The 20,667-nt window shown below is 67.9% G+C and carries 18 protein-coding genes and 2 pseudogenes; 4 read left to right on the forward strand and 16 right to left on the reverse strand.

Features of this window, described 5'->3' with window-relative positions:
- Positions 1-99 precede the first annotated feature (99 nt).
- The 9 genes and pseudogenes from ACGFNK_RS14225 to ACGFNK_RS14265 all read right to left on the reverse strand — a co-directional run.
- Positions 100-780 (reverse strand): annotated as a pseudogene (locus ACGFNK_RS14225) (CU044_5270 family protein); the annotation flags it as partial.
- 30 nt (positions 781-810) lie between these two features.
- A pseudogene (locus ACGFNK_RS14230) lies at positions 811-1,368 on the reverse strand (integrase core domain-containing protein); the annotation flags it as partial.
- A 65-nt stretch (positions 1,369-1,433) separates the two neighbouring features.
- A complete protein-coding gene (locus ACGFNK_RS14235) occupies positions 1,434-2,507 on the reverse strand; it encodes an integrase core domain-containing protein (protein ID WP_393415667.1) in 1,074 nt (357 codons plus the stop codon).
- Between the two features lie 645 nt (positions 2,508-3,152).
- Positions 3,153-3,854: a hypothetical protein gene (locus ACGFNK_RS14240; protein WP_393415669.1), complete on the reverse strand. Its 702-nt coding sequence runs from the start codon at positions 3,852-3,854 to the stop codon at positions 3,153-3,155.
- Entirely contained in the window at positions 3,851-6,112 is a 2,262-nt protein-coding gene (locus tag ACGFNK_RS14245; protein WP_393415671.1) for a hypothetical protein, read from the reverse strand. The genes ACGFNK_RS14240 and ACGFNK_RS14245 overlap by 4 nt, the downstream gene beginning before the upstream one ends.
- Positions 6,113-6,166: 54 nt before the next feature.
- Positions 6,167-6,982 (reverse strand): hypothetical protein, encoded by an 816-nt coding sequence (locus ACGFNK_RS14250; RefSeq protein WP_393415673.1) that lies wholly within the window; start codon positions 6,980-6,982, stop codon positions 6,167-6,169.
- Between the two features lie 102 nt (positions 6,983-7,084).
- Positions 7,085-7,726: a Crp/Fnr family transcriptional regulator gene (locus ACGFNK_RS14255; RefSeq protein WP_393416255.1), complete on the reverse strand. Its 642-nt coding sequence runs from the start codon at positions 7,724-7,726 to the stop codon at positions 7,085-7,087.
- Positions 7,727-7,787: 61 nt separating this feature from the next.
- Positions 7,788-8,348: a hypothetical protein gene (locus ACGFNK_RS14260; protein WP_393415675.1), complete on the reverse strand. Its 561-nt coding sequence runs from the start codon at positions 8,346-8,348 to the stop codon at positions 7,788-7,790.
- 218 nt (positions 8,349-8,566) lie between these two features.
- A complete protein-coding gene (locus tag ACGFNK_RS14265; protein ID WP_393415677.1) occupies positions 8,567-9,664 on the reverse strand; it encodes an integrase core domain-containing protein in 1,098 nt (365 codons plus the stop codon).
- 316 nt (positions 9,665-9,980) lie between these two features.
- On the opposite strand from ACGFNK_RS14265, the gene ACGFNK_RS14270 reads away from it, so the two are divergent.
- Entirely contained in the window at positions 9,981-11,045 is a 1,065-nt protein-coding gene (locus ACGFNK_RS14270) for a hypothetical protein (RefSeq protein ID WP_393415679.1), read from the forward strand.
- A 242-nt stretch (positions 11,046-11,287) separates the two neighbouring features.
- Here the strand turns inward: ACGFNK_RS14270 and ACGFNK_RS14275 are convergent, their stop codons facing one another.
- The 3 genes from ACGFNK_RS14275 to ACGFNK_RS14285 all read right to left on the reverse strand — a co-directional run bounded on the left by ACGFNK_RS14275 (position 11,288) and on the right by ACGFNK_RS14285 (position 12,855).
- The gene (locus ACGFNK_RS14275) at positions 11,288-11,452 is read right to left on the reverse strand and encodes a hypothetical protein (RefSeq protein WP_393415681.1); all 165 of its coding nucleotides are present in this window, start codon (positions 11,450-11,452) and stop codon (positions 11,288-11,290) included.
- Between the two features lie 86 nt (positions 11,453-11,538).
- Positions 11,539-12,428, reverse strand: a protein-coding gene (locus tag ACGFNK_RS14280) for an IS5 family transposase (RefSeq protein WP_393416257.1) whose coding sequence is annotated in 2 segments (ribosomal slippage) — positions 11,539-12,077 and positions 12,077-12,428 — 891 coding nt in all. Because the reading frame shifts where the segments join, the coding sequence is not laid out codon by codon here.
- A gap of 37 nt (positions 12,429-12,465) precedes the next feature.
- A complete protein-coding gene (locus tag ACGFNK_RS14285; RefSeq protein ID WP_393415683.1) occupies positions 12,466-12,855 on the reverse strand; it encodes a RidA family protein in 390 nt (129 codons plus the stop codon).
- Positions 12,856-12,927: 72 nt separating this feature from the next.
- On the opposite strand from ACGFNK_RS14285, the gene ACGFNK_RS14290 reads away from it, so the two are divergent.
- Together ACGFNK_RS14290 and ACGFNK_RS14295 are read left to right on the forward strand one after the other, a co-directional pair.
- Positions 12,928-13,836, forward strand: a complete 909-nt coding sequence (locus ACGFNK_RS14290) for a LysR family transcriptional regulator (protein ID WP_393415685.1) — start codon at positions 12,928-12,930, stop codon at positions 13,834-13,836.
- 291 nt (positions 13,837-14,127) lie between these two features.
- Positions 14,128-15,225 (forward strand): integrase core domain-containing protein, encoded by a 1,098-nt coding sequence (locus tag ACGFNK_RS14295; protein ID WP_393416259.1) that lies wholly within the window; start codon positions 14,128-14,130, stop codon positions 15,223-15,225.
- Positions 15,226-15,296: 71 nt separating this feature from the next.
- On the opposite strand, the gene ACGFNK_RS14300 is transcribed toward ACGFNK_RS14295, so the two are convergent.
- The 3 genes from ACGFNK_RS14300 to ACGFNK_RS14310 form a co-directional block, all read right to left on the reverse strand.
- Positions 15,297-16,832, reverse strand: a complete 1,536-nt coding sequence (locus tag ACGFNK_RS14300) for a PQQ-dependent sugar dehydrogenase (protein WP_393415687.1) — start codon at positions 16,830-16,832, stop codon at positions 15,297-15,299.
- Positions 16,833-17,119: 287 nt separating this feature from the next.
- The gene (locus ACGFNK_RS14305) at positions 17,120-18,118 is read right to left on the reverse strand and encodes a lytic polysaccharide monooxygenase (protein ID WP_393415689.1); all 999 of its coding nucleotides are present in this window, start codon (positions 18,116-18,118) and stop codon (positions 17,120-17,122) included.
- An 810-nt stretch (positions 18,119-18,928) separates the two neighbouring features.
- Positions 18,929-19,375, reverse strand: a complete 447-nt coding sequence (locus tag ACGFNK_RS14310) for a hypothetical protein (RefSeq protein ID WP_386341236.1) — start codon at positions 19,373-19,375, stop codon at positions 18,929-18,931.
- A gap of 83 nt (positions 19,376-19,458) precedes the next feature.
- On the opposite strand from ACGFNK_RS14310, the gene ACGFNK_RS14315 reads away from it, so the two are divergent.
- Positions 19,459-19,926: a hypothetical protein gene (locus tag ACGFNK_RS14315; protein WP_386341238.1), complete on the forward strand. Its 468-nt coding sequence runs from the start codon at positions 19,459-19,461 to the stop codon at positions 19,924-19,926.
- A gap of 89 nt (positions 19,927-20,015) precedes the next feature.
- On the opposite strand, the gene ACGFNK_RS14320 is transcribed toward ACGFNK_RS14315, so the two are convergent.
- Entirely contained in the window at positions 20,016-20,408 is a 393-nt protein-coding gene (locus ACGFNK_RS14320) for a hypothetical protein (protein WP_393415691.1), read from the reverse strand.
- Between the last annotated feature and the right edge of the window lie 259 nt (positions 20,409-20,667).

Here is a 20,667-nt window from a genome sequence, read left to right on the forward strand (position 1 = left end):
GGCCTTGGGGCCCCGGGTTCGCCGTCGAGTGCCCGCGAGTCCTGTGCGACAGGGGGCTTTGGGGTGGGACGGCAGGGTCGGCGGAGCGGTGCTCCGCGGTCAGCGCAGCCAGGCGCTGTACTCCAGTACGGTTCCAGCCCTGATCCCGTACCGGGGATCGTCCCGGGTGGCGGTGGTCTCCAGGCCCAGGACGGTGCCGGTGCCGGGATCGAGGATCAACATGCGCCGGGCGCCGGGAACGTCGTACACGTATGCCTCGCCCGGTCGTCCCAGCCGGTCGGTGAGCCGACCCGACGGACGCAGCCCGTCGGCGCCGGCCAGAAGTCGGACCAGTGCGGCCGACTCGCGGGCGCCGAGCGTCCAGTGCCCCAGCAACTCCTCTACCGCATCCAGGAGTTGCCCGGTGGTCAGGGGAGCCGTGCTGTGGGTGTGAGCCACCTCGGCGAGGTAGGCCCGCAGGGCTGCCGGAGTGTGCGGAGGCCGTGCCTCCGGCGGGGCGTCGCTCCAGCTCGGCGGATAAGTGGTCCGGCTCAGCACACGGCCGTCCGAGACGAGGTGCGGTGTGTCGCCGTCGTCGGTGAGGACGGGACGGCCCGGATGGCTCGGGTCGGTCGCCACGACCACCTCGGTGCGGCTGTCGTCGGGGTTCCAGCGCACCACACGCTCCTCAGGCAAGGACACCGGCGGCCCGTCGTCGCTCATGCCGAGACTCCATGACTGGACGTGGGTGCCCTTGCGTAGCCCGGGGGAGACAGCCGAGGCGGCCGCGTCCGCCAGAGCGTGTGCCGCTCGGAAAGTCGTCGTTGCAGGTCACACGGCATATCTGTACTCATTGATCAGGCCGCCGAGGATCCGGGTCCGCAGCACTCGGCGAGCGTCCAGGTCGTGCACTGCGGCGTTGGGCTGTTCCTGGGCGTCGGGTGGTAGCTGGTGTCGGGCTTGGTGGGGGCGGTGCGCGTTGCAGTGCCGCTGGCAGGTGGCCAGGACCTGCCGGGCATGTGTCTCGCCCACGATCAGGACCTGGTCGAGCGCCTCGCGCCGAATGCTGCCGATGATCCTCTCGCAGTGGGCGTTCATCCGAGGAGCCTGCGGAGCACTCAAGATCACCTCCAGCTCCTCTGCCTTGAAGACCGCGTCGAACGCCGCACCGTACTTGGCGTCGCGGTCACGCAGCAGGAACCGCAGGGACTCCATGCGCATGCCCAGATCGGTGGCGAGATTCCTTGCCTGCTGCACGGCCCACTCTCCTGTGGGATGGGTGGTGACCCCGGTGATGTGCAGGCGCCTCGTGCCGTGCTCGAGGAACGCCAGGGCGTACAGCCTCCTGCCGAGCGCGATGTCGATGTGGAAGAAGTCTGCCGCGATGACGTGTTGGGTGCCAAAAGTCCCCACATGCGTTGAGCTGGGCGTTCGCCAGACTGTCGTGATCTTCGTCAGGCTGTGTCGCGGTACTCGTGGATGAGTCCGCTGAGGACGTCGTGGCGCTGGATGTGTTGGGCGGGGAAGGGGATGACGTCCGGATCGTCGGCTGGTGCGCGAAGGTGCAGGGCCCGGTGCGGCCTTCCGGAGTTGTAGTGCTCGGCGTATTCGGCGAGGACACGCCGTGCGTGTTGCTCGTTGTAGATCAGCATCCGGTCGGTGCACTCGGCCCGCACGCTGCGGATGAACCTCTCCACGTGGGCGTTCATCCGCGGTGTCTGTGGCGCGCTCTTCAGGATCTCGATGCCGTCGGCGGTGAAGGCGGCGTCGAACGCCTGGGTGTAGCGGCTGTCGCGGTCGCGTAGCAGGTAGCGGAAGCCGGCGGCGCGGTCTGCGAGGTTGGCGAGGAGGTTCCTCGAGAGCTGGGTGGCCCAGGCTGCGGTCGGGTGGGCGGTGACGCCGAGGATGTGCACGGTGCGGGTGCCGACCTCCATGACCACGAAGGCGTACAGCCTGGTCAGCGCGGCGGTGTCCACGTGGAAGAAGTCGGCGGCGAGCAGGCCGGAGGCCTGGGCGCGTACGAACTCGTGCCAGGTCGGGGCGCCGCGGCTTCGTCTGGGTGCGGGGCCGAGGCCGGCGCTGCGCAGGATGCGTCGGATGGTGGAGGCGCCGACGCGGTGGCCCAGGCGCCGCAGCTCGCCCTGGATGCGGGTTGAGGCCCAGGTCGGGTTCTCGTGGGCCAGGCGCAGGATCAGGGCGGTGAGTTCCTCGGAGATCGGCGGGCGGCCGGTCCGTGCGGGTTTCTGCTTCCACTTCCAGCGCAGTAGTCGCCGGTGCCAGGTGAGCAGGGTGCCGGGTGTGAACAGGCGGTGTCGGCGCAGCCGGGAGGGTAGGTGCCGGGCGAGGGCGGCGAGCACTGCGCGGTCCGGCCAGGTGAGGTGTGGCCGGCCGCCGAGCTGGCGGCGCAGCACCGCGTTCTCGTGGCGCAACGCGAGCAGCTCGGCGTCCTTGGTCTGTTGCGAGCGGGAGAGCAGCAGGAGCAGTCCGAGGAGTCGGAGGAAGACCAGGTAGAGCATGCGCAGTGCCATGGGGTCCGAGCTTGTCGTGATCGCCCGGAGTCGCAAAGTGCCTGGTCAGATGCTGTACGTCACTTCTGGAACCCTACAGGGGGCTCACCGTCACACGAGGGGCTAGAAGTTGACTGACTCCCACGGAGCGTTTGATGGCGTCGCAGGAAGCCTGCGAGATCGTGAAGAGTCCACACCTGCGCCTCATGGCTGGTCCAGAAGGGAGTCTCGCTCTACGAGGTTCAGCATCTCCTCGGTCACGAGAGCTTCCAGACCACCCAGCCCATTACACCTGCAGCCGGACGCCCACGAGGCGGTGCCCGGAGCCTGGGAGCGTCTGGACGCGCCGCTGACCATTGCCGCATGAACGTTCTTTGCCCTGTCCATCAGGACAGGGCAAAGGTGTTTGTGGAGACGTCGGTCAGGGGAGCCGGTCGGTCGGCTCGTCCTTCTTTGGCGGGGTCAAGGGTGACTGAGCACCGGATGCCTGGTGGGGTGCGGTGGCTTGGTGACCGTGGAGTCGATAAACCATTTCGTCGGGACAACGGTCCAGGCGGGCCTGGCGCCAGGCAACGTCGTAGGACAGGGGTGTTGCACTGCGCCGTTGAATGAACAGGGCTCGGAGGCTGGTCAGGGGGGCTAACAGCATCCGCCACAGGGCGAGCTTCATGGGTGCGCCCTTCGGGGTGCTCCGTCAGACCCGGACATGTCCACCGCTGCGATGCCGCTGGGGAGACTGCCGCCGTTGAGAGCCTTGAGTGAGTCGGACAGCACGATCATGGCCTGCTGTCGCTTCTCGATGTCCGTGAACCCCTGGCCAACCTTCTCCCATTGCTCCAGGAGCGGGAACCACCAGCTGTCGCAGGAGTAGATCAGACGAGCAAGGCGCTGGAGTTCGACAACGTGTTCGTCACCCAGGGCGCCCGGGGCGTGGTGTTCGAGTTGGTCCAGGACGACAAGGTCCGGATGATCGTAGAGGTTGTCCTTCAGGAAGCGCAGGCGGCTGATTCGTTGCTTGTCCGCGGCCTGCTGCGCGAGTAGGTCCTGTGCCGATTTGGGCAGACCGAGAACCGCGTGGACGTTCAGCAGGCAGTAGTCCGGCGCACGACGAGGCAGTCGGCCGAGGGCGGCGTTGATGGCGTCCTGCGCGGCGGGCACGTCCGAGGCTCCCAGACGCGCCGCTGTCTCACAGGCCGTGGCATGCACTGCTGTGCGTACTGCCTCCTCCACATTGGGAGGCACCCGCCAGAGTGGTCGCCAGCTGATCGTGTACCCGGCCTCGAACGCGATGCCGTCGGTGGCACTGGGCAGGAGGCGCGGCTGGACGGATGTACTCGTACGGGCGGCGCGGTGCCATGGCCACCTCATGCGATGTTCTCTTCGAGCGGGAAGACCGTGTGCAGACGGCGGTCGACGAGGTGGTTGTAGAAGTCGTCGGCCACGCTCACACCCTCAGCAGTGGAGATGTCACGCAACCTGTTCATGAGCTTCATGCCGGCCTCGAACATGTTGTGGCCGCGCAGCGCCGGCAGGAGCCGGTCGCGCAACTGCGTGTAGACGCTGGGATCGTCGGCACACGAGCAGATCCAGTCCGTCAGACGCGAGATGACCTCGGTAGCGGTGTCAGAGGAGGAGAGCAGGTCGTGGACGGCTCGTTGTACGTCGATTTCCGTTGGTGGCGTGCACACGAGCCACGGTGCGCCGTCCCGGTCGACAGTCATCAGCGCGAGGAAGGCCAGTGCGCCGCTGCGTGCGGAGACCTTGCCCTGCTGCCAGCCGTGGACCTCACCGACCAGCCGCTGGGCCACGGTGGGGTGTTGGACCAGATCGTCGAAGGCAGCCAGGACCTGGCCAATTACGGCGCCGTCGGTGTTCTTGTGCGCGACGCGGCGCAGCCGCACCATTGCACGCTTGGTCAGAGACGCGGCGACGGAGGAGTCCTCCAGAATACGTCGGCACAATGCAACCACGGCAGGCGCGTAACTCTCCTTCTCCGCCCATCCGTAGAGCGCCTCCCATGCCAGACGGCCGACGTGTTCGTCGCGCACTGCCCTTTCCAGGACCGCACCGAGCACCTTTGGCCGACTGCTGCCGACGAGTTCGCCCAGAGTGGTGAGGTAGTCCACCGTTCCGTGCCGCACGGTGAGTTCGGCCAGCGCTGCCACCGCGTGGTCTTCCGGATCGGGATCCTGCGCTGTTGCCACGAGCCAGGTCAGCAAGGGTTTGCGCATGACATCGTAGTTGTCCCAGACGTACTCCAGCACTGCGCGTCCGTATGCAGGCCGGTCGAAGACCACTGTGTCCTGTAGGCCGACCCGGCCCCCAACATCCTGGATGCGCCGGCGCATTCCTCGTCCGGCCAGGGCACTGAGGGTGGGCGAGATTCCTGGTGCTGCGCCGGGAGTGGCGGGGGCGTCCCCGATGGCTTCCAGCAGAGCGGCCGCACTGCGCGCGACGGTGGGCATGGGTGCGGACTGCTGCACGGCCAGGGCCACCAGCAGGCAACGGTCTTCGACGGTGAGTGAGGGATTGTCATGGGTGTGTCGGCTGTTCATCTCACCGAACCGGCTGTCGAGTTCACCGCGCCAGTCGGTCAGCGCCGTGATGATGTGTTCTTCGAGTGTGCTCTCGGTTTCACCTTCGCCGTCGGCCTGTACGAGTGACTGCTGGGAGCGGGTGAAGCTGTGTTCCTTCCAGGCCATCACGACGGTGTGCGCGGCCCGTACGGCGGCCACTGTTGTCAGTCCGCGCAAGGACGTGGTGGCTTTGGGGAAGGAACGCAGTGACGTGACCAGTTGGTCGTAGCCGTGGGCGGTCAGATGTGCTTCAACCACGCGCTGCGCATCGGGCGCCTCATGCAGATGAACAACTTGGATGCCATCGCGATCGCTGAGACGGTGATCCATCCACAGGTCCTGCGCGACGGTCAGGGCGAGATAGGAACGGCAGTCGCGGAGATGGGAGGCGTGTTTCGACAGGGCGTTCAGGAAGTCGGCGGATACCTGGTCGTTCTCCGGGTGCTTGAGATCGAGTTGGTACGCATGCGCCTTCTCCAGGGGCAGGCGCCCCTGACGGGGGGTGTGCCAATCCGCGTCCAGCTGGACGATGGTGGTGTGGCCAGCAGTGTGCTCGGCCAGTAGCCGCAGAGCGAAAGTCGTGGAGCCACATGAACGGGGCGCCACAATAACGATCACGGGCTGGCGAGGACGGCCGGTGACGGGGTTGACGATCTGCTCCCAGACCGTGTCCCAGTGCCGGTCCCGAACGAACGGCTGGGACAACAGTTCCTCGTGACTGAACTCGGTGCCCTCCAGCAGATCCCGCTTTCGGGTCTCAAGGATCAGTTCTTCGATGACGTTGGCGACGACATCGACGTCGCCGTGGAGGTGTGTTGCCGCACCGGCGGTTCCATGCAGGTGCGGTGCGGGCTGACCATCATTTGTCGACGGGGGAGCGAGTGACGGGCTTGGGCTGTCGAGGCTCGGTTCCGGGTGACCGGGGGCGGCGGCGCCCGGACGCCAGCGACGTGGCAGCCAGCCGCCAGAGCCGTTGGACTCGCTGTCACCGGGGTCGCCGGTCGGCGCGTCGGTCTCGGAGCGGGTGGGGTTGAACGGATCGTCAGACATGCGGGAACTCCTGGGCGAGTGTGGGGAGAGCGGCAGGGGAGGTAGTTGCGTGCCTCACCGCTGGCGACGGTCGATCCGCACGGTTCCGATGTGATCGGCGATCGTCGCGTCGCTGACCTGCTGGTGGAACTGGAAGGTGCCGCCGCTGCCCACAGTCGGTGTTGCCTGCGCGTCCCTCGGCTGCGGGGCAGAGGAGGAAGAAGCCGTCGGCGGTGCGGCGTCGGCGAGGTAGGGGCGTACGGCTGGTCCGGTCAAACCCGGCACGTGGATCCGGCAGGACTGCTCGAAGCCAGGCTTGTCGCTGACGCGGGCTACCGCATTGAGGAAGTGATGTGGGCCGAGATCTGGCGTGCGCCCCGCCTGTACGGTCCGCTGGTACACGACCTCGGAGACCGCGGCCGCGAGGAAGGCACCGCAGTCCTTCGCGGCGCTCAGCGCCTGGCGGGTTGCCTGGCTGTCGAGAAGCCGGACGGTCTCGTTGATGGCCTTGCCGCGGTGGTCGGGGAGGGACAGGGGACCGACGTGCACGCTGGCACGCAGCCGCAGAAGCGGACTGCTGGCCAGCCTCTGCCGCTCGTAGCGCACCAGCGCCGCATTGAGCCGGCCCAGCAGCGGGTCCACGAGCCGAGCCAGCACCGAGGGCGGGAACAGCAGAATCGCGCCGTCGCCGCTGTCCTTGTAACCACCGGGCAGCTCCTGAGGATCGGGCAGCTCACATTCGGCGAGCACGGTTGCCACGATGTCGTCCACGTCGCACCGGGCGGCGGCCATCTTCGCCTCGGGGATCTGGCTGTACTTTTCCATGTCGATCGCCACGAGAGCGAGTTCGGCGGGAACGTCCAGGGGCTCTGCGTGTAGCGGCGCATCCATCGGGCACCGTCCTTTCAGCACAGGCGGTCAGGGAAGTGCCCATGCTGATCCGGCGGGATAGCTATCGCTGCCCAGTAGTGGGCACGCCTCAGGTGCGGCCTGTCACGCCTGCGTACGCGCGTGCGATTGAATCGAATGGATGTCGCGAACGAGAAGCCCGCCGCCGGAGGCGGTGCGGATCCAGTCCTGCTCGCGCCACGGTTTGAGCGCGTTGACGACCGCATTGCGCGAAGCGCCGATCATCTGAGAGAGCTCCGTCTGCGTCAGACGCACGGCGAGATCCGAGGTTGAAGAGGATGCGGCGTCGACCAGTCGGGACAGAGCTGAGGCGAGGCGCAGTGGTACTGACGCGGTGGCCAGTTCAAGACGGACGGTTTCCGACTCTCTGACCCGGGCGATGGCATGGCGCAGCAGAGGAGCGAGCAGATCATGTTCCTCGACGAATGTGAGGAAGGCGGCAGCCGGGATAACGCGGATGCGGCAGCTCTCGGCGGCGATGACCGTGGCGGTACGCGGCTGAGAGTCCAATACGGCCAGCTCTCCGAGTAACTCGCCGGAGCCGCGCACAGCAAGAAGCGTCCTTTCCCCGCAATTGCCGGCCAGGGTGATCAACGTTGATCCCGACTCCAGCACGATCACGTGCGTTGCTGGATCTCCCTGGCGGAGTAGCACACTCCGAGCGGGCCTCACGTGCTGCGGCGCGAGTGCCTTCAGGCAGGCCCATAACTTGTCGCCGATCACCATGGCATGCGGCTGATACACACGTCCCCCTGCTGTGCGGCCCCGGCACACTTAGGCGATCGTCTCAACTAACCAGAATTTTGTTCAATAGACATATTCCAGCCATCAAGAGAGCTGCCAGGGCAAAATCGACGGACAGGCGAACCGACCGCAGCTTCCTGTCCGCCAGCCAGGCAAGCACCTGCAACCGGTGGGCCTCGACATGCCGTTCAAGCTCCCCGCGCGCGTCCGCACTCACACCGCCGCGGTCGCTGACGGCCGCCTCGCTCATCAGCTCGGCCCGCAATCCCGACCTGGGGACTACGGGGCGTAGGGCGAGCAGCGCAGCCCCTATCGCGGCAATCAGTAGGAGGCACATCAGTACTAGGGAGGTCGTCGCGAGCAGGTGCCTGCCATCTGCGCTCGACAGGACAGCAACTCCTGCGGCCAGCAAACCACCGGCTATTCCACACAACGCCGTGGCTTTCGTATCCGCTCGCTGCACCTCGACAAAGGCACGTTCGGTATGCCCTTGCAGCCGCTGTACCTCCGAGGGAAGACTCCAAGGCTCTTGCATACCGCCCACGCCCTCCGCAGCTGTCGTGTGTTTGTCCATGGCAGTGGTCAGCTTGCTCGCGGCCGCCAACGCGTGTTGCCTACGGCAGGGCACGAGGAGTGCCGGGTTCCTCACTTTTCGACCGTCCGAAGGTGGTAGCCGTGAAAGTGCCGGTGTCGGTGAGTCGGCGCGGACGCCGGGGCGCACGGCGGAGCTCGACGTCAGCCGGTAGCGGCTGTCACGACGGAGGAAGCCATAGAAGAGTGCGCTCTCGACCTTGTCCCTGCCGAGAATGTCGTCCGTGCAGGTCAGGCCGCATGCTGGTACGCGTGGAGGGTGCCGCCGAGGCGGTCGTGTCGTCGTATGTCGAGGTGGGCGATGGCGTCCGGGTCGGTGATCGGCGGTGGCAGGGGGTGCAGCGGGCGGGCGTCTGCGATGCCTTGGTGGGGCCGGTGGGAGTTGTCGTGCTGCTCGAACTCGCGCAGGGCGTGGAGCAGGTGGCGCTGGTTCCAGACCAGCGTGCGGTCCAGCAGTTCGTGCCGGCAGGTCTGTACCCAGCGTTCCGTGAGCGCGTTCATCCGCGGTATGCGGATGCCGCTGAGCACGACCTCGATGCCCGCATCCTCAAGGACGGTGTCGAACAGGGCGGGGTACTTCCCGTCGCGGTCGCGGATGAGGAACCGTGCCCGGCAGCCGGTGTCCTCGAGATCCATGACGAGGCTCCTGGCGGCCTGCACCGCCCAGGAGGCGGTCGGGCGCGCCGTCGCGCCCAGGACGCGGATGCGCCGGCCGGCGTGCCCGATCACCGCGAACACGTACAGCCGCGCCCCGGACAGGGTGACCGCTTCGAAGAAGTCACACGCCGGCAGGGCATCGGCCTGGGAGCGCAGAAAGTCCGTCCAGGTGCTGGAACCCCGCTCGGGTACCGGGTCGATCCCCGCCTCCTTCAGGATCTCCCACACCGTGGAGGCGGCCACCTGCACGCCCACAACCAGCAGCTCACCGTGGATGCGCCGATATCCCCAGCCGGGATTCTCCCGCGCCGGACGCAGCACGAGCACGCGGATCGAGCGCACGGTACGCGGCCGCCCCGCACGCCCCGGCCGGGAACGGGCCGCGTGGCGGCGCGAGATGAGGTCACGGTGCCAGCGCAGCACGGTGTCCGGGCGCACCAGCAGCCGTGCCCGGCGCAGCACACCGCGCGGGAGACGGTGCAGCAGCGCGGCCAGGAACACCCTGTCACTCGGGGCGAACTGCACCCGATCCGTGCCGAGTTGGCGTTCCAGCACCGTGATCTGATGACGCAGCGCGAGGATCTCCGCGTCCTTGTCCTGGTTGCTCACCGGCAGCAGCCGCAGCAGGGCGAACACGTTCGCCACACCCAGACAGGCAAGTCGAAGCAGCACGACAGATCATCCTGCCGGGGCGCTCACCAGGTGCCCAGAGCACCTGCCCGAGCGCCCGCGCTCGACACCACCCGTACACCAGCCCCCACCAGGACGGATGAGTTTTTCGGCAGGCGCAGGGCTCGCCCGTCGAGGCGTCGCGTATTCCTCGGTGGGGTCAGTCCCGACGTCACCGTATTCGGCAACTTCTGACTCTGAACCTTCGTCCCCGCGCGGTCCCTGCCGCCAATTCCGGCCTGGGGCACCTCTGTTCGATCTCCGACTGCGGCCGGTCAAAGCACTGTTGGGGGCGCAGCCGGGGCGCCACAATCGGGGCATGGAGTTGGATTCGACAACCCCCAAACGATGGAGCCTCACGTACTTCTACTTTGGGCTTGCATCCGCGCTGATTCTCGCCGCTGACGTCCTCCTGGCCTGGATTCTGTCGGATCGATGGACTCCCGTCATAGCGATCACGGCCGTGGCGCTGGTCGTGGTCCTTCAACGGATCAGCCCTGTACACGTCCGCAGGCTGCTGTTCAAAGCCGGCCTGACCGGGAAGGACCTGTCGGTCGACGACCCGCGCAACCTGTACCGCAGCCTCTGGACCACGTTCGGCATTCAGACCGCGGCTGCGGCCACGGTGTTGGTCGTTGGCGACATCTATGTCGTCCGGCGGGGTCAGGATCAGTGGTCGCCTGCGGTGTTCTGGTCAGTGGCTGGAGCGGGCACTCTCCTGCACCTGATTTGGGGGCATCGGGTGGTGCGAGCGTTCGGGGATGTTTTCGGTCTCAGGCGAAGCCCGTTCCGGTTCAGCAGCACCCCGCGGAGGACGAGGACCTTCAACGTGGGCTCAACGGATCACCTCAAGCTGTGGGTTACTCCTGCGGCCTGGGCGGTCATGTGCTGCCTCCTGTTCGCAGTGGCGTGGTTCTCGATCAGGGAAACCGCCGAGTCGGCCGGGGCAAGCCACTTCGGGCCCGTCGATGCCAGTCTTGTCACGGCTGGGGCCGCGGCTGCGGCAGCTCTCGGCGGTGCTCTCTTCCTGGGTGTGTCACGCCTGATCAGGGCGCTGGGCGCTCACGCCAAGGGGACGGGCGAGGGCGCCAAGGCCGAGCACGAGGGACACGCTGCACGGGAGCGCATCGGGGTGGAGCGCATGCTCGCCGAGGCGGACAAGGAACGGGCGGCGGCCGAGCGGGAAAATGCAGCGGCGACGCGGATGCAGGCGGAGGCGTCGCTCAAGCTGGCGGAAGCCGAGGGGAAGCGGGCAGATGCAGAGCTTCTGCGGGCCCAAGCAGAGTACTTGCGGGCCGACAGGGGCCTGCCGCCACTCGCGTCCGGCGATGCAGGAACGAATGGTGTCAGCGGGCAGTCTCCGGCGCTGCCCCCGGGGAACTAAACCGGAAGACATGTTGTCTTCGCCCGTACTTCCGCGACCCCGTTGTGCGCTGCGAGACCGAAATCTGCTCGGCGACCATGCCGCGCCCGGTTCGACGCCGACCACTTCGAGGGCTGGCCTGCTGTTCAAGGCCGGGCGAATGAGGGAGCCAGGGGGACCCGTTGGACATCCAGAGCAGCCAGACCTATCGGTGGATGCTCGACCAGGGCCGGATCGTGGGCTGGGACTTGGACGAAACCGAGTCAATGCAAGGTGTGGGGGCGCCGCGCCGGAAGATCCTGCTGATGTGGGCGGTGATCGCTCTGACCGCCGGGCTCACCCCGGCGCAGACCGCTCAACTGGCCGTAGGGTTCGGCGTCACCGAGGAGGAGCTGCGGGCCGTGTACGAGCCCGAGAGGCGTGAGCATGAGATGGCCGAGCTCCTCGGCCCCCCCCAGACTTGCAGAAGATCGACCAGCGCCTCGACGAACTCGACTAGGGCCTGTCCGGCGGATCATGGTCGGAGCCATAAGCGGATCGTGGCGAGGGTGACCGTGCCGTGGAAGACGTAGGCACGCTTGTCATAGCGCGTGGCCACGGCCCGGAAGTTCTTGAGCGCGTTGATGGTGCGTTCGACTTCGTTGCGACGTCTATAGATCGCTTTGTCGAAGCCAACGGGTCGGCCGCCCCTGCGTCCGCGTCGCTGCCGGTTGGCCCGTTGGCTTCGCGGTTCGGCGATGGTGTGCTTGATCTGGCGCCTGCGAAGGTAACGGCGGTTGCGGCGGGAGCTGTACGCCTTGTCACCGCTGAGATGGTCGGGGCGGGTGCGGGGGCAGCCGGTAGGGAGCCGGGGGACGCTCAGCCGGTCCAGCACCGGGATGAGCTGCGGAGCATCGCCCCACTGGCCCGGGGTGATCAGGAACGTCAAGGGGCGGCGTCCGCCCTCGCCGACCAGATGAATCTTGCTCGTCAGACCGCCCCTCGAGCGTCCCAGCCCTTCATCGGGCCGATGCTGAGGGGGCAGAGCCCTGCGCCCCGGGATGCGCGGGGTGTGGTGCGTGCGCCAGCCGCGTGTTGATGGGCTCGGCAGGAGGTGGAGTCGATGCTGACCACGCTCCAGTCGATCCGGTCTTCGGCGTTGGCGTGTGCCAGGAGCGAGCGGAGGATCTTGTCCCAAGTGCCGTCAGCCGACCAGCGTCGGTGACGCTCGTAGGCGGTCTTCCACGGGCCGTACTGCGAAGGCAAGTCACGCCAGGGCGCGCCCGTCCGCAGGCGGAAGAGGATTCCGTTGATCACTGTGCGGTGGTCGCTCCACCGTCCGCCCGGCAGTCCGCCGCCGGGCAGCAGTGGTTTGAGCCGTGTCCACTCGGCATGTGTCAGATCGCCCCGCCCGACCTCGGGCACGGTGCCCCCGTTCACCCAGATCAGATTACGTGGGCGGTTACGCGGTGATCCGCCAAGCGTACACCTCGATCTCGATTTTCATGCGGGGGTCGGCGAGGCCGCACATGAGCATGGTGGCGGCCGGCCGGGCCTCGCCGAAGGCGCGACGTAGTGCCGGCCAGCAGGGCTCGAAGTCGGCCCGGTCGGGCAGCAGGTAGCGCACCCGCACCACGTCAGCGAAGGTGCACTTCGCTTCGGTCAGTGCGGCCTCGATGTTGCGCAGGCACTGGTCGGCCTGCTCCACCACGTCCTCGGCAATCGTCATGGTGGTGTAGTCGAATCCGGTCGTCCCGGACACATGAACCCAATCACCGTCGATCACAGCGCGGGCATAGCCGATCTGCTCCTCGAACGTCGAGCCGCTGAGGATGGAACGTCGCTCTGTCATGCGCCGAACGCTAAGTGACCAGTACAGATACGTCTAATACAACTTCAGGCATGGAGTGATATCTCTAAGCGTATGGAGCGCCCTGAACTTCCCCTTCCGCAGCTGCACGCCTTCGTCGTTCTTGCCGAGGAACTCCACTTCGGCCACGCCGCCTCCCGCCTGGGCATCGCCCAGCCGCCGCTGAGCCAGCAGATCCGTCGCCTGGAGGACAAGGTGGGCTACGCGCTTTTCAGCCGCGAACCCGGGCGCATCTGCCTCACCTCGGCGGGCCGACAACTCCTCCCCGCCGCCCGGCATGCCCTCACCGGTCTCGCGGAGGGCCTGGCCGCAGCCCGAGAAGTCGGCAGCGGCAGGGTCGGCCGCCTCCGGATCGGCTTCGCTGCCTCCCTTGCCCTGACCGTCCTCCCCGGCCTGCTGCGAACCTTCCGGGAACGGTTTCCCGCCGTGGACCTGGACATCCAGGAAATGACGACCACGCCGCAACTGGCCGCTCTGCGCGAAAGGACGATCGACATCGGCCTGTTGCGCGAGCCGCCTGCCCATGACACGGAACTCGGATTCGAGACCGTGCTGGCCGAACCGTTCGTGGCGGTCCTGTCCTCCTCGCACCCGCTCGCGGCACAACGAGCCGTTCGAGTCGAGCAGTTGGCGGACTTCCCCTTTGTGCTTCTGCCTCGCGCCGTCGGCCCGCCGCTGTACGACCAGATCACTAACCTGTGCATCGCGGCGGGCTTTACCCCACAGGTGACTCAGCACGCCGTGGAATGGCAGACCGTCTGCGCCCTGGTGGAAACCGGCCTGGGCGTGTCACTGGCCCCGGAAAGCATCCGCCGCATTCGCCTCAAAGGCGTTGCCTTCCGCAGGATCGAGCCCAACGCCGCGCGCACACGAGTCGCCGTCGCTTGGCGCAAGAACGACTCAAACCCCCTGGTCCCACACCTCCTGGCAGCTCTCGATCAAGATCCGCCGGACAGGCCCTAGTGAGCCAAGGGCCGACGCCTCGCCGCGGGCGGGACGAGGGAGGCGAGCACGGTTCCCGGCGATCGGCGAGCACCCATGCGGGCGGACGGATCCATCACGCGAATTCCTCTCGCCAGGTTGCCAGGACGGACCGCACAGCGCTGGGGTCGATCCGGACGTGGAGGCCGCGCTCACCGCCACCCTGGACGAGCACGGCGAACTGACCTGGCCCCAGGTTCGGACCGCAGTCGGCCCGTCGCCGCTGGATTCCCTGGACCTCGAAGCCTTGATCTTGAAGCGTGGCTGGGCATGGTGCTGCTGAGACTGGCGTACCTGGGTGTGACGAACGCGTTCGCGATGCTGCGACTGCTGCCGATGAGCGACCGGGAGAAAGATGTCGAGATCCTGGCCTTGCGCCACCAGATCGGCGTTCTGGAACGGCAGCTGAACGGGCAGCAGGTCCGGTTCCACGCGAGCGACCGGGCGTTTTTGGCGTCGCTCCTCCATGGCCTGCCACGGGAAGTGCTGCGCCGGATGCGGCTGCTGGTGCGGCCGGACACGGTACTGCGCTGGCACCGCAACGTCATCGCCCGCCGACACGCTTCCCAGTCCCGGCCGAAGCGCGGAGGCCGGCCCCGCACCGTGCACTCGATCCGGGCGCTGGTGCTGCGCCTGGCCAGGGAAAATCCAAGTTGGGGCTATCGGCGCCTGCACGGTGAGCTGCTCATACTCGGGGTGAAGGTGGCAGCATCCACGGTCTGGGAAATCTTGAAGGAGGCCGACGTCGCCCCGGCGCCCGAGCGGGCCTTGAGCACTTGGGCGGACTTCCTGCGCTCCCAGACCGACGCGCTCCTGGCGTGCGATTTCTTCGAGGCCGTCACTCTGTCCGGGGCCCGCTTGTACGTGTTCGCCGCGATCGAGCACGCGAACCGCCGGATCCGGATCCTGGGCGCGACCGCGCACCCGACCGCGTCCTGGGTGGTGCAGGCTGCGAAGAATCTCGTCATGGACCTCGAGGACGCCGGCTGCCGGGCGCGCTATCTGATCAGGGATCGGGACGGGAAGTTCCCACGGCCGTTCGACGAGGTGCTCAAGGACGCGGGTATCGAGGTGGTGCTCAGCGGCGTCCGGATGCCGCGCATGAACTCGATCATGGAGCGGTGGGTGCAGACCTGCAGGCGAGAGTTGCTAGACCGTACGTTGATCTGGAACCAGCGCCATCTCCTGCACGCCCTGCGCGAGTTCGAGACGTTCTATAACGAGCACCGGCCGCACCAGGGTCTTGCGAATGCCCGCCCTCTCCACTCGCTGCCCGCTCCGATCGAGGACCCGGACCGGATCGCCCATCTGGACATACGACGGCGAGCGCGACTCGGCGGCACCCTCCACGAGTATCAACATGCCGCCTGACCAGCATGGAGGAGGTATTCGGCAAGCGCAGGGCTCCGTTCGGCGGCCAGGGCCGGCGAACGGAGCCCGGGTCAGTCGCCGATGGTGCAGGCGTGTCCGTTGAGGGTGAATCTCTCAGGGGCCGAGGTGTCGCCCGTGTGGTTGGCCAGGTAGCCGATCTCGACGCTGTCGCCCGGCGCGATCGTGCCGTTGTACGCGGCGTTGGCCGCGGTGACCATGTCGCCGTTCTGGACGAGGTCGGTGTTCCAGTCCGAGATGATCGTCTGGCCCAGGGCGAGGGGGAAGACGAGCTTCCAGCCGGAGACGGGTGTGGTGCCGGTGTTGGTGAGGGTGAGGTTCGCGGTCAGGCCGCCGCCCCAGGCGTACGCGGTCTGGGTGATCCGGCAGGTCGGCGCGACCCTCTCGAACGACACCCGGTGCAGTCCACCGGGCAGGTCGTTGACGACGTAGAGCTCCCCCTCCGGCGTGGCGCCGAACGCCGTGACCTGGGTCGGCGTCTGTCCGATCTCGGCCTGCAGGTAGCCGCCCGCGCCGTCGTCGCGCAGCGCCCAGACGGTGGACGAGCAGTAGTCGGTGGCGATGTACGTGCCCCCGACCAGGTCCGCGAACTGCTTGCCGCGGTACACCTGCCCGCCGATGACCGCGCAGCTGCCGGTGCGCGGTGAGTAGGTGAAGACCGGATCGGTGAGCTCGGCGCCGCCCCCGCACTGGGCCTCGTCGAACACCACCAGCCCTTCGCGGCAGGACCAGCCGAGGTTTGCCCCGGGCTGCTCCGCGGGGCGCAGCCGGTCGATCTCCTCCCACCTGCCCTGACCGACGTCGCCGATCCACAGCGAGCCGTCCGCGGGGTCGAAGGAGAACCGCCAGGGGTTGCGCAGCCCGTAGGTCCAGATCTCCGGGCGGGCTCCCGCGACGCCGGCGAACGGATTGTCCTCGGGCACGCAGTACGCGAGGTCCCCGCAGCTCCGGCTCACGTCGATGCGCAGGATCTTGCCCAGCAGGGTGTCCACCCGCTGCCCGGAGTCGAAGGGGTCTCCGGAACCGCCGCCGTCGCCGATGCTCCAGTACAGGTGGCCGTCGGGGCCGAAGGCGAGCTGGCCGCCGTTGTGGTTGCTGTACGTGGCGTGCTCCTGGGACAGCAGCACCTCCAGGCTCGCGTCGTCGAGGTCGTATCGGGCCAGGGTCACCGCTGCGTCCGGCAGCGCGGTGTACGCCAGATACAGTTCCCGGCTGTCCGAGAAGTCGGGCGCCGCCGTGATGCCGAGCAGCCCGCGTTCGTTCCCCGACTCGTCCACTGCGGCCGTGATGTCGATGAGCGGGGTCTGCGCGAGGCCGGTGTCCGGGTGGTACACCCGCACCCTGCCGCGCTTCTCGGTGATGAACAGTCGGCCCGAGCCGTCGTCCGGCGCGGCGATGGCGGTGGGGCGCTTCAGGCCGGAGGCGACCTGGGTGGTGTGCGCGGCGATCTCCGGCAGCGGTACGGACGACTCCGCGCCGGCGTCGGCGGGTTTCGGGGGCTCCAGCGGGGAGGCGGAGGCTGCCGGCAGGGTCGAGAGGGACAGCAGTGAGGCGATCAGCAGGGGTATTGCCCAGCGTCGTTTCAGCATGTCGGCTCCACGGGCGAGGGAGAGCCGCCTCATGGGCGGGAAGGAGTCGGCTCCACGGTCGAGTGAGTGCGAGCTTCATCCGGCGGATGCGCGAGCGCACCCGCCGACCGTCGCTGTGGCGCGGCCTTGAGGCGGCGACGTTCGCTGCCTCAAGGCCGCGCCTGGTGTCAGGGCCTGTCCGGCGGATCATGCCGCGGTAAGCGACGGCCCCTTGCGGGACCGCACCGGCGGGTACTGCACCCGGTGCTGCGACACGATCCACCGGACAGGCCCAAAGGGGATGGGGATCACGGTCGGGCGTCGGCCTGCCGGCGGCGGCGCCGTCCGCGGTGGAACGCCGCACCCGCGACGCAGGCCACCAGGACCGCGGCTCCCGCCAGCGAGCCGGCCAGCGTGGTGAGCGGCGAGCCGCTCGTTGCCTCGCCGGCGGCGTTCACCGCGTCCACGTCCGGCGCCGCGGCGGCATGCGCCCCGTGCCCGGTGTGAGCCGCCGCTGCCTGGATGCCGGTGGACCCCGCCGCCTTCGCAGCGATCGCGTCGGCCGTCGTCCGGCCTCCGCCCAGACCCGTGACCTCGCCCTGACCGCCGTCGAAGACGACGTCGGAGCAGGAGAAGAAGTTCTCCTGGCTGTCCGAACGGATCCACTGGACGAAGAGCATGTGCGGACCGGACCGCGCCGGCAGCCGCAGGTCCCAGTAGTAGTGGCCGCCCACGCCACCCGGGCCACTCGTCTGCGGCGGGTCGGTGACGGTCTGCAGATGCGTCAGGTCACCCCATGCCAGGGGAGTGGTGGGCAACCAGCCGTTCTTGGTGATGTACACCTCGAACCTGCCCGGGTGGTGTGCCCAGTTGCTGTAGTTGATCTGGATGCTCGAGCCCGAGGTGAGGTGCGTCGTCGGCCAGTCTGTGCGGGCCGCGTTGTAGGGGGAGAAGTTGTACGGGCTCCTGTCGCCGGCGCTGCAGAGCTTCCCGTCAGGGACGTAGCCCACACTCCTGCCACCGGCGTTGGAGTCCAGCACGGCGAACCAGTTGTACAGCGGCGTGGTGCCGGCCTGCTGGACGGCGGCGCGACAGGCCGGGTTGGAGGGCATCTGGGTCGATTCGTTCTGGAGCAGGTCCAGGTAGCAGAGATACGTGCGCGAGCCGGGCCCCATGGCGACGCCGTGCGCCGCCGCCGGGGACGGCAGCGAGGCCACGGCGAGGGCCAGTAACACGGCTCCCAGCAGGGCGGATAAGCGGTGGAAGCGGAGCCGCTTCCGGCTCCGGCCGACGTGTCCGATGATCATGTGGGGGATCTCCTCCGCGGTGATGCGGCACGGCGGGCAGCCGACCGGCATCGGCGCGCAGACGTCAGGTCGGCCGAGCGGCGACTCGCCCGCCGAACCGCCCGACTGTAGAAGTGCCGCGCACCCACCAAGGCGCCCGGCCGGTCCGGGACCGGATCGCCGTAAGGCGAATGGGAGCGCTCCCATACCATAGTGGCCAGCGGGACATCCGTGAATGCCCCCGTCGCATCCTCTTCTCCCCTGCCGAAGGCGGCCGGCTCGTACGCTTCCTGCCTCCTGGGAGCGCGCAGTACGCGTAGACGGCCGAGGCGAGGGTGGCGGGTATGAAGGTCCCCTACACGGTGGCTTGCGGGCCCTTGCCGCTGGCCGCCGACCGCGATCAGGACGAGTACGGCGGTGTAGATCCACACCACGGCGGGAGTCGGTGTCGGGTGCACAGGATCAGCCGCACCACCCCGGCCACCAGCGTGGCGGCGACCACGACGTGCCAGGTCAGCCGACCAACCCGAGCAGGTGCCAACAACGATGACCAAACGGCGCCAACTATCGAGACCAGAGTGGAGCATCGAGCCTGCTCGGCGGACCCCGCTGGTGTCATCTACCTCGACCAGTCACAAGAGTGGGGCTCGGCACAGGTAGCGACGACGTCTACGCGGAGCTCCATGGGCGGAGTGGTGCGGGTGCCGGCGGACCGCCTTACGCAGGGCACGGGCCCCTCTTCGACGTGCGGGAGCCGCCGGTCGGCCCGTGCCGATGCCCGGCGGCTGCGCGACGCGGAGCCTCCAACGCCTGAACTGTTGAGGCGAGCGCTCAGTTCTCGGTCTGTGCCGGGAAGAACCCGGCGCGCTCCGATCCCTCCGTACTGAAGGCGTACACCGTGGCGTACTCGCCCAAGTCCCCGGGCGGGTCGCCGTTCTCCACCACGACGATCTGCCCCGGGACGTCGCTGAGCAGACCCCGGTAGAAGTGCTCGACGACGTTGTGCGTGAGCTGCACGTCCTGCTCGTGTGGCTCCCGATAGGTGAGGACCGGTGAGTCGAGGACGACGAAACCGGGGTGCGGCAGGTCGCGGGCGGCTGTGTATCGAGCGAGTGCGGTGGAGAAGGCGGCGTGGATGACCGAGCGCATGCCTTTGCCGCGGCTGTGCCGGGCGCGGCCGTCGACGGTGATCTCTGCCGTGTTCTGGTCGTAGGTGACGCGATTGTCGCCGGGCACCTTCCAGGTGATCTTTCGCAGTGAAGGTTGTGCATTTCTCATCCAAGATTGGTGGCCGCCGGGTCGTCGCAGTCGGGTTTGCCGCGTACTACCGCAGGCCGCAGGTCGTTCGTAGGATCACCGACGTGGACTGGGCAGCGCCGATCAGTGCCGTCATCGGTGGCTCTATCGCGGTTGGGGCGACCTTGGTCGCTGACCGTGTGCGATGGCGCCGGGAGGGAAGCGAGCGCGAACGTGAGCGGCGGCGAGTTTTGTACGCCGATTTCCTGGGGGCCGTCAACCAAGCTCGTGAGCAGCTGTGGTACGCCTCCCGTTGGGAACCACGTTCCGGTGAGGAACGCGTGCGGCTTGCGCAGTCTGCGCTACGCGATCATGACGTGTACCCCAAGCGGTTCCAGCTCGCGTTGTCGTCCTCCTCGGCTGTAGACGAGCGCTGCCAAGCGGTGCTTGACGTATTGATCGCCTACCGCGACGCCGTGGTGGGCGGCGCGAACCACGATGATCAAGCCGCGGAAGATCAGCGCCTTGCCTTCCAGCAGGAGCGTCGCCAACTGATTGCCGCCATGCGCGAGGACGTGGACGGGACGCGGTGAGTATGAGTCGAGATCGGACGACGCCGCTCAACCTTCGGTGAGACTGCACAGACTTCGCTGCGAAGGGACACCAGCGGGGCGCCAGACCATCAGTCTCGAAGGAGCACGATCAGCACGCCGTCCCGCCGGGGACCTGCCCCTGGCTTCTTCTTCGCGGACGGCTTCGTGGTCGCCTTATGCGCCGCGGTCTTGGAGGGCGCCTTCTTGTTCGCGGAGGCCTTCTTCGGCATCTCGTGGACGGCGGCCTCTTCGGCCTCGTCGGACTCGCCGCGGGCGGCCTGTGCCTTGCGCACGGACTCTTGCAGGGCGCTCATCAGGTCGACGACCTCGCCTGTCGGCTCCTGTGCCGGCATCGTCGGCGGCGCGTGTCCTTCGCGTTTGGCTTTGATGACCTCGGCGACGGCGTCGGTGTAGTGGTCGACGAATTCCGGGCCTTCCAGGTCGTCGAGGGCCATGCTGCGTGCGGGCAGCCTCGATGTCATCCGGGGAGGGGATGATGCCGCCCGTAGGGCACGTGGCGGCGGGCGCTGAAGCGGCATCCCCGGGAAGGGGCCGAATCTCGGCAGCACCCCGTTCCGGTGGTGCACTGGGGCGGTTGCCCTGCGTGCCTCTCCGGAGCCGGTAGGGGCGGACCGATCATCATGCCGCGCCAACCGGCGCCGCGCGATACCGGCGACTCGATCGGCCTCGGCCAACGCCGAAACCCGATCCCACCTGCGTGGATGAGGTATTCGGCAAGGG

The organism is Streptomyces sp. NPDC048825 (genome assembly GCF_043198355.1).
Taxonomy (GTDB): domain Bacteria; phylum Actinomycetota; class Actinomycetes; order Streptomycetales; family Streptomycetaceae; genus Streptomyces; species Streptomyces xiangluensis.

Excerpts from the sequence above, each read along its gene's own strand:
- ACGFNK_RS14305 (WP_393415689.1), bottom strand. The coding sequence starts at position 18,118 with ATGATCATCGGACACGTCGGCCGGAGCCGGAAGCGGCTCCGCTTCCAC.
- ACGFNK_RS14275 (WP_393415681.1), bottom strand. The coding sequence starts at position 11,452 with ATGCTCACGCCTCTCGGGCTCGTACACGGCCCGCAGCTCCTCCTCGGT.
- ACGFNK_RS14245 (WP_393415671.1), bottom strand. The coding sequence starts at position 6,112 with ATGTCTGACGATCCGTTCAACCCCACCCGCTCCGAGACCGACGCGCCG.
- ACGFNK_RS14250 (WP_393415673.1), bottom strand. The coding sequence starts at position 6,982 with ATGGATGCGCCGCTACACGCAGAGCCCCTGGACGTTCCCGCCGAACTC.
- ACGFNK_RS14235 (WP_393415667.1), bottom strand. The coding sequence starts at position 2,507 with ATGGCACTGCGCATGCTCTACCTGGTCTTCCTCCGACTCCTCGGACTG.
- ACGFNK_RS14310 (WP_386341236.1), bottom strand. The coding sequence starts at position 19,375 with ATGAGAAATGCACAACCTTCACTGCGAAAGATCACCTGGAAGGTGCCC.
- ACGFNK_RS14285 (WP_393415683.1), bottom strand. The coding sequence starts at position 12,855 with ATGACAGAGCGACGTTCCATCCTCAGCGGCTCGACGTTCGAGGAGCAG.
- ACGFNK_RS14240 (WP_393415669.1), bottom strand. The coding sequence starts at position 3,854 with ATGAGGTGGCCATGGCACCGCGCCGCCCGTACGAGTACATCCGTCCAG.
- ACGFNK_RS14255 (WP_393416255.1), bottom strand. The coding sequence starts at position 7,726 with ATGGTGATCGGCGACAAGTTATGGGCCTGCCTGAAGGCACTCGCGCCG.
- ACGFNK_RS14290 (WP_393415685.1), top strand. The coding sequence starts at position 12,928 with ATGGAGCGCCCTGAACTTCCCCTTCCGCAGCTGCACGCCTTCGTCGTT.
- ACGFNK_RS14320 (WP_393415691.1), bottom strand. The coding sequence starts at position 20,408 with ATGACATCGAGGCTGCCCGCACGCAGCATGGCCCTCGACGACCTGGAA.
- ACGFNK_RS14300 (WP_393415687.1), bottom strand. The coding sequence starts at position 16,832 with ATGCTGAAACGACGCTGGGCAATACCCCTGCTGATCGCCTCACTGCTG.
- ACGFNK_RS14270 (WP_393415679.1), top strand. The coding sequence starts at position 9,981 with ATGGAGTTGGATTCGACAACCCCCAAACGATGGAGCCTCACGTACTTC.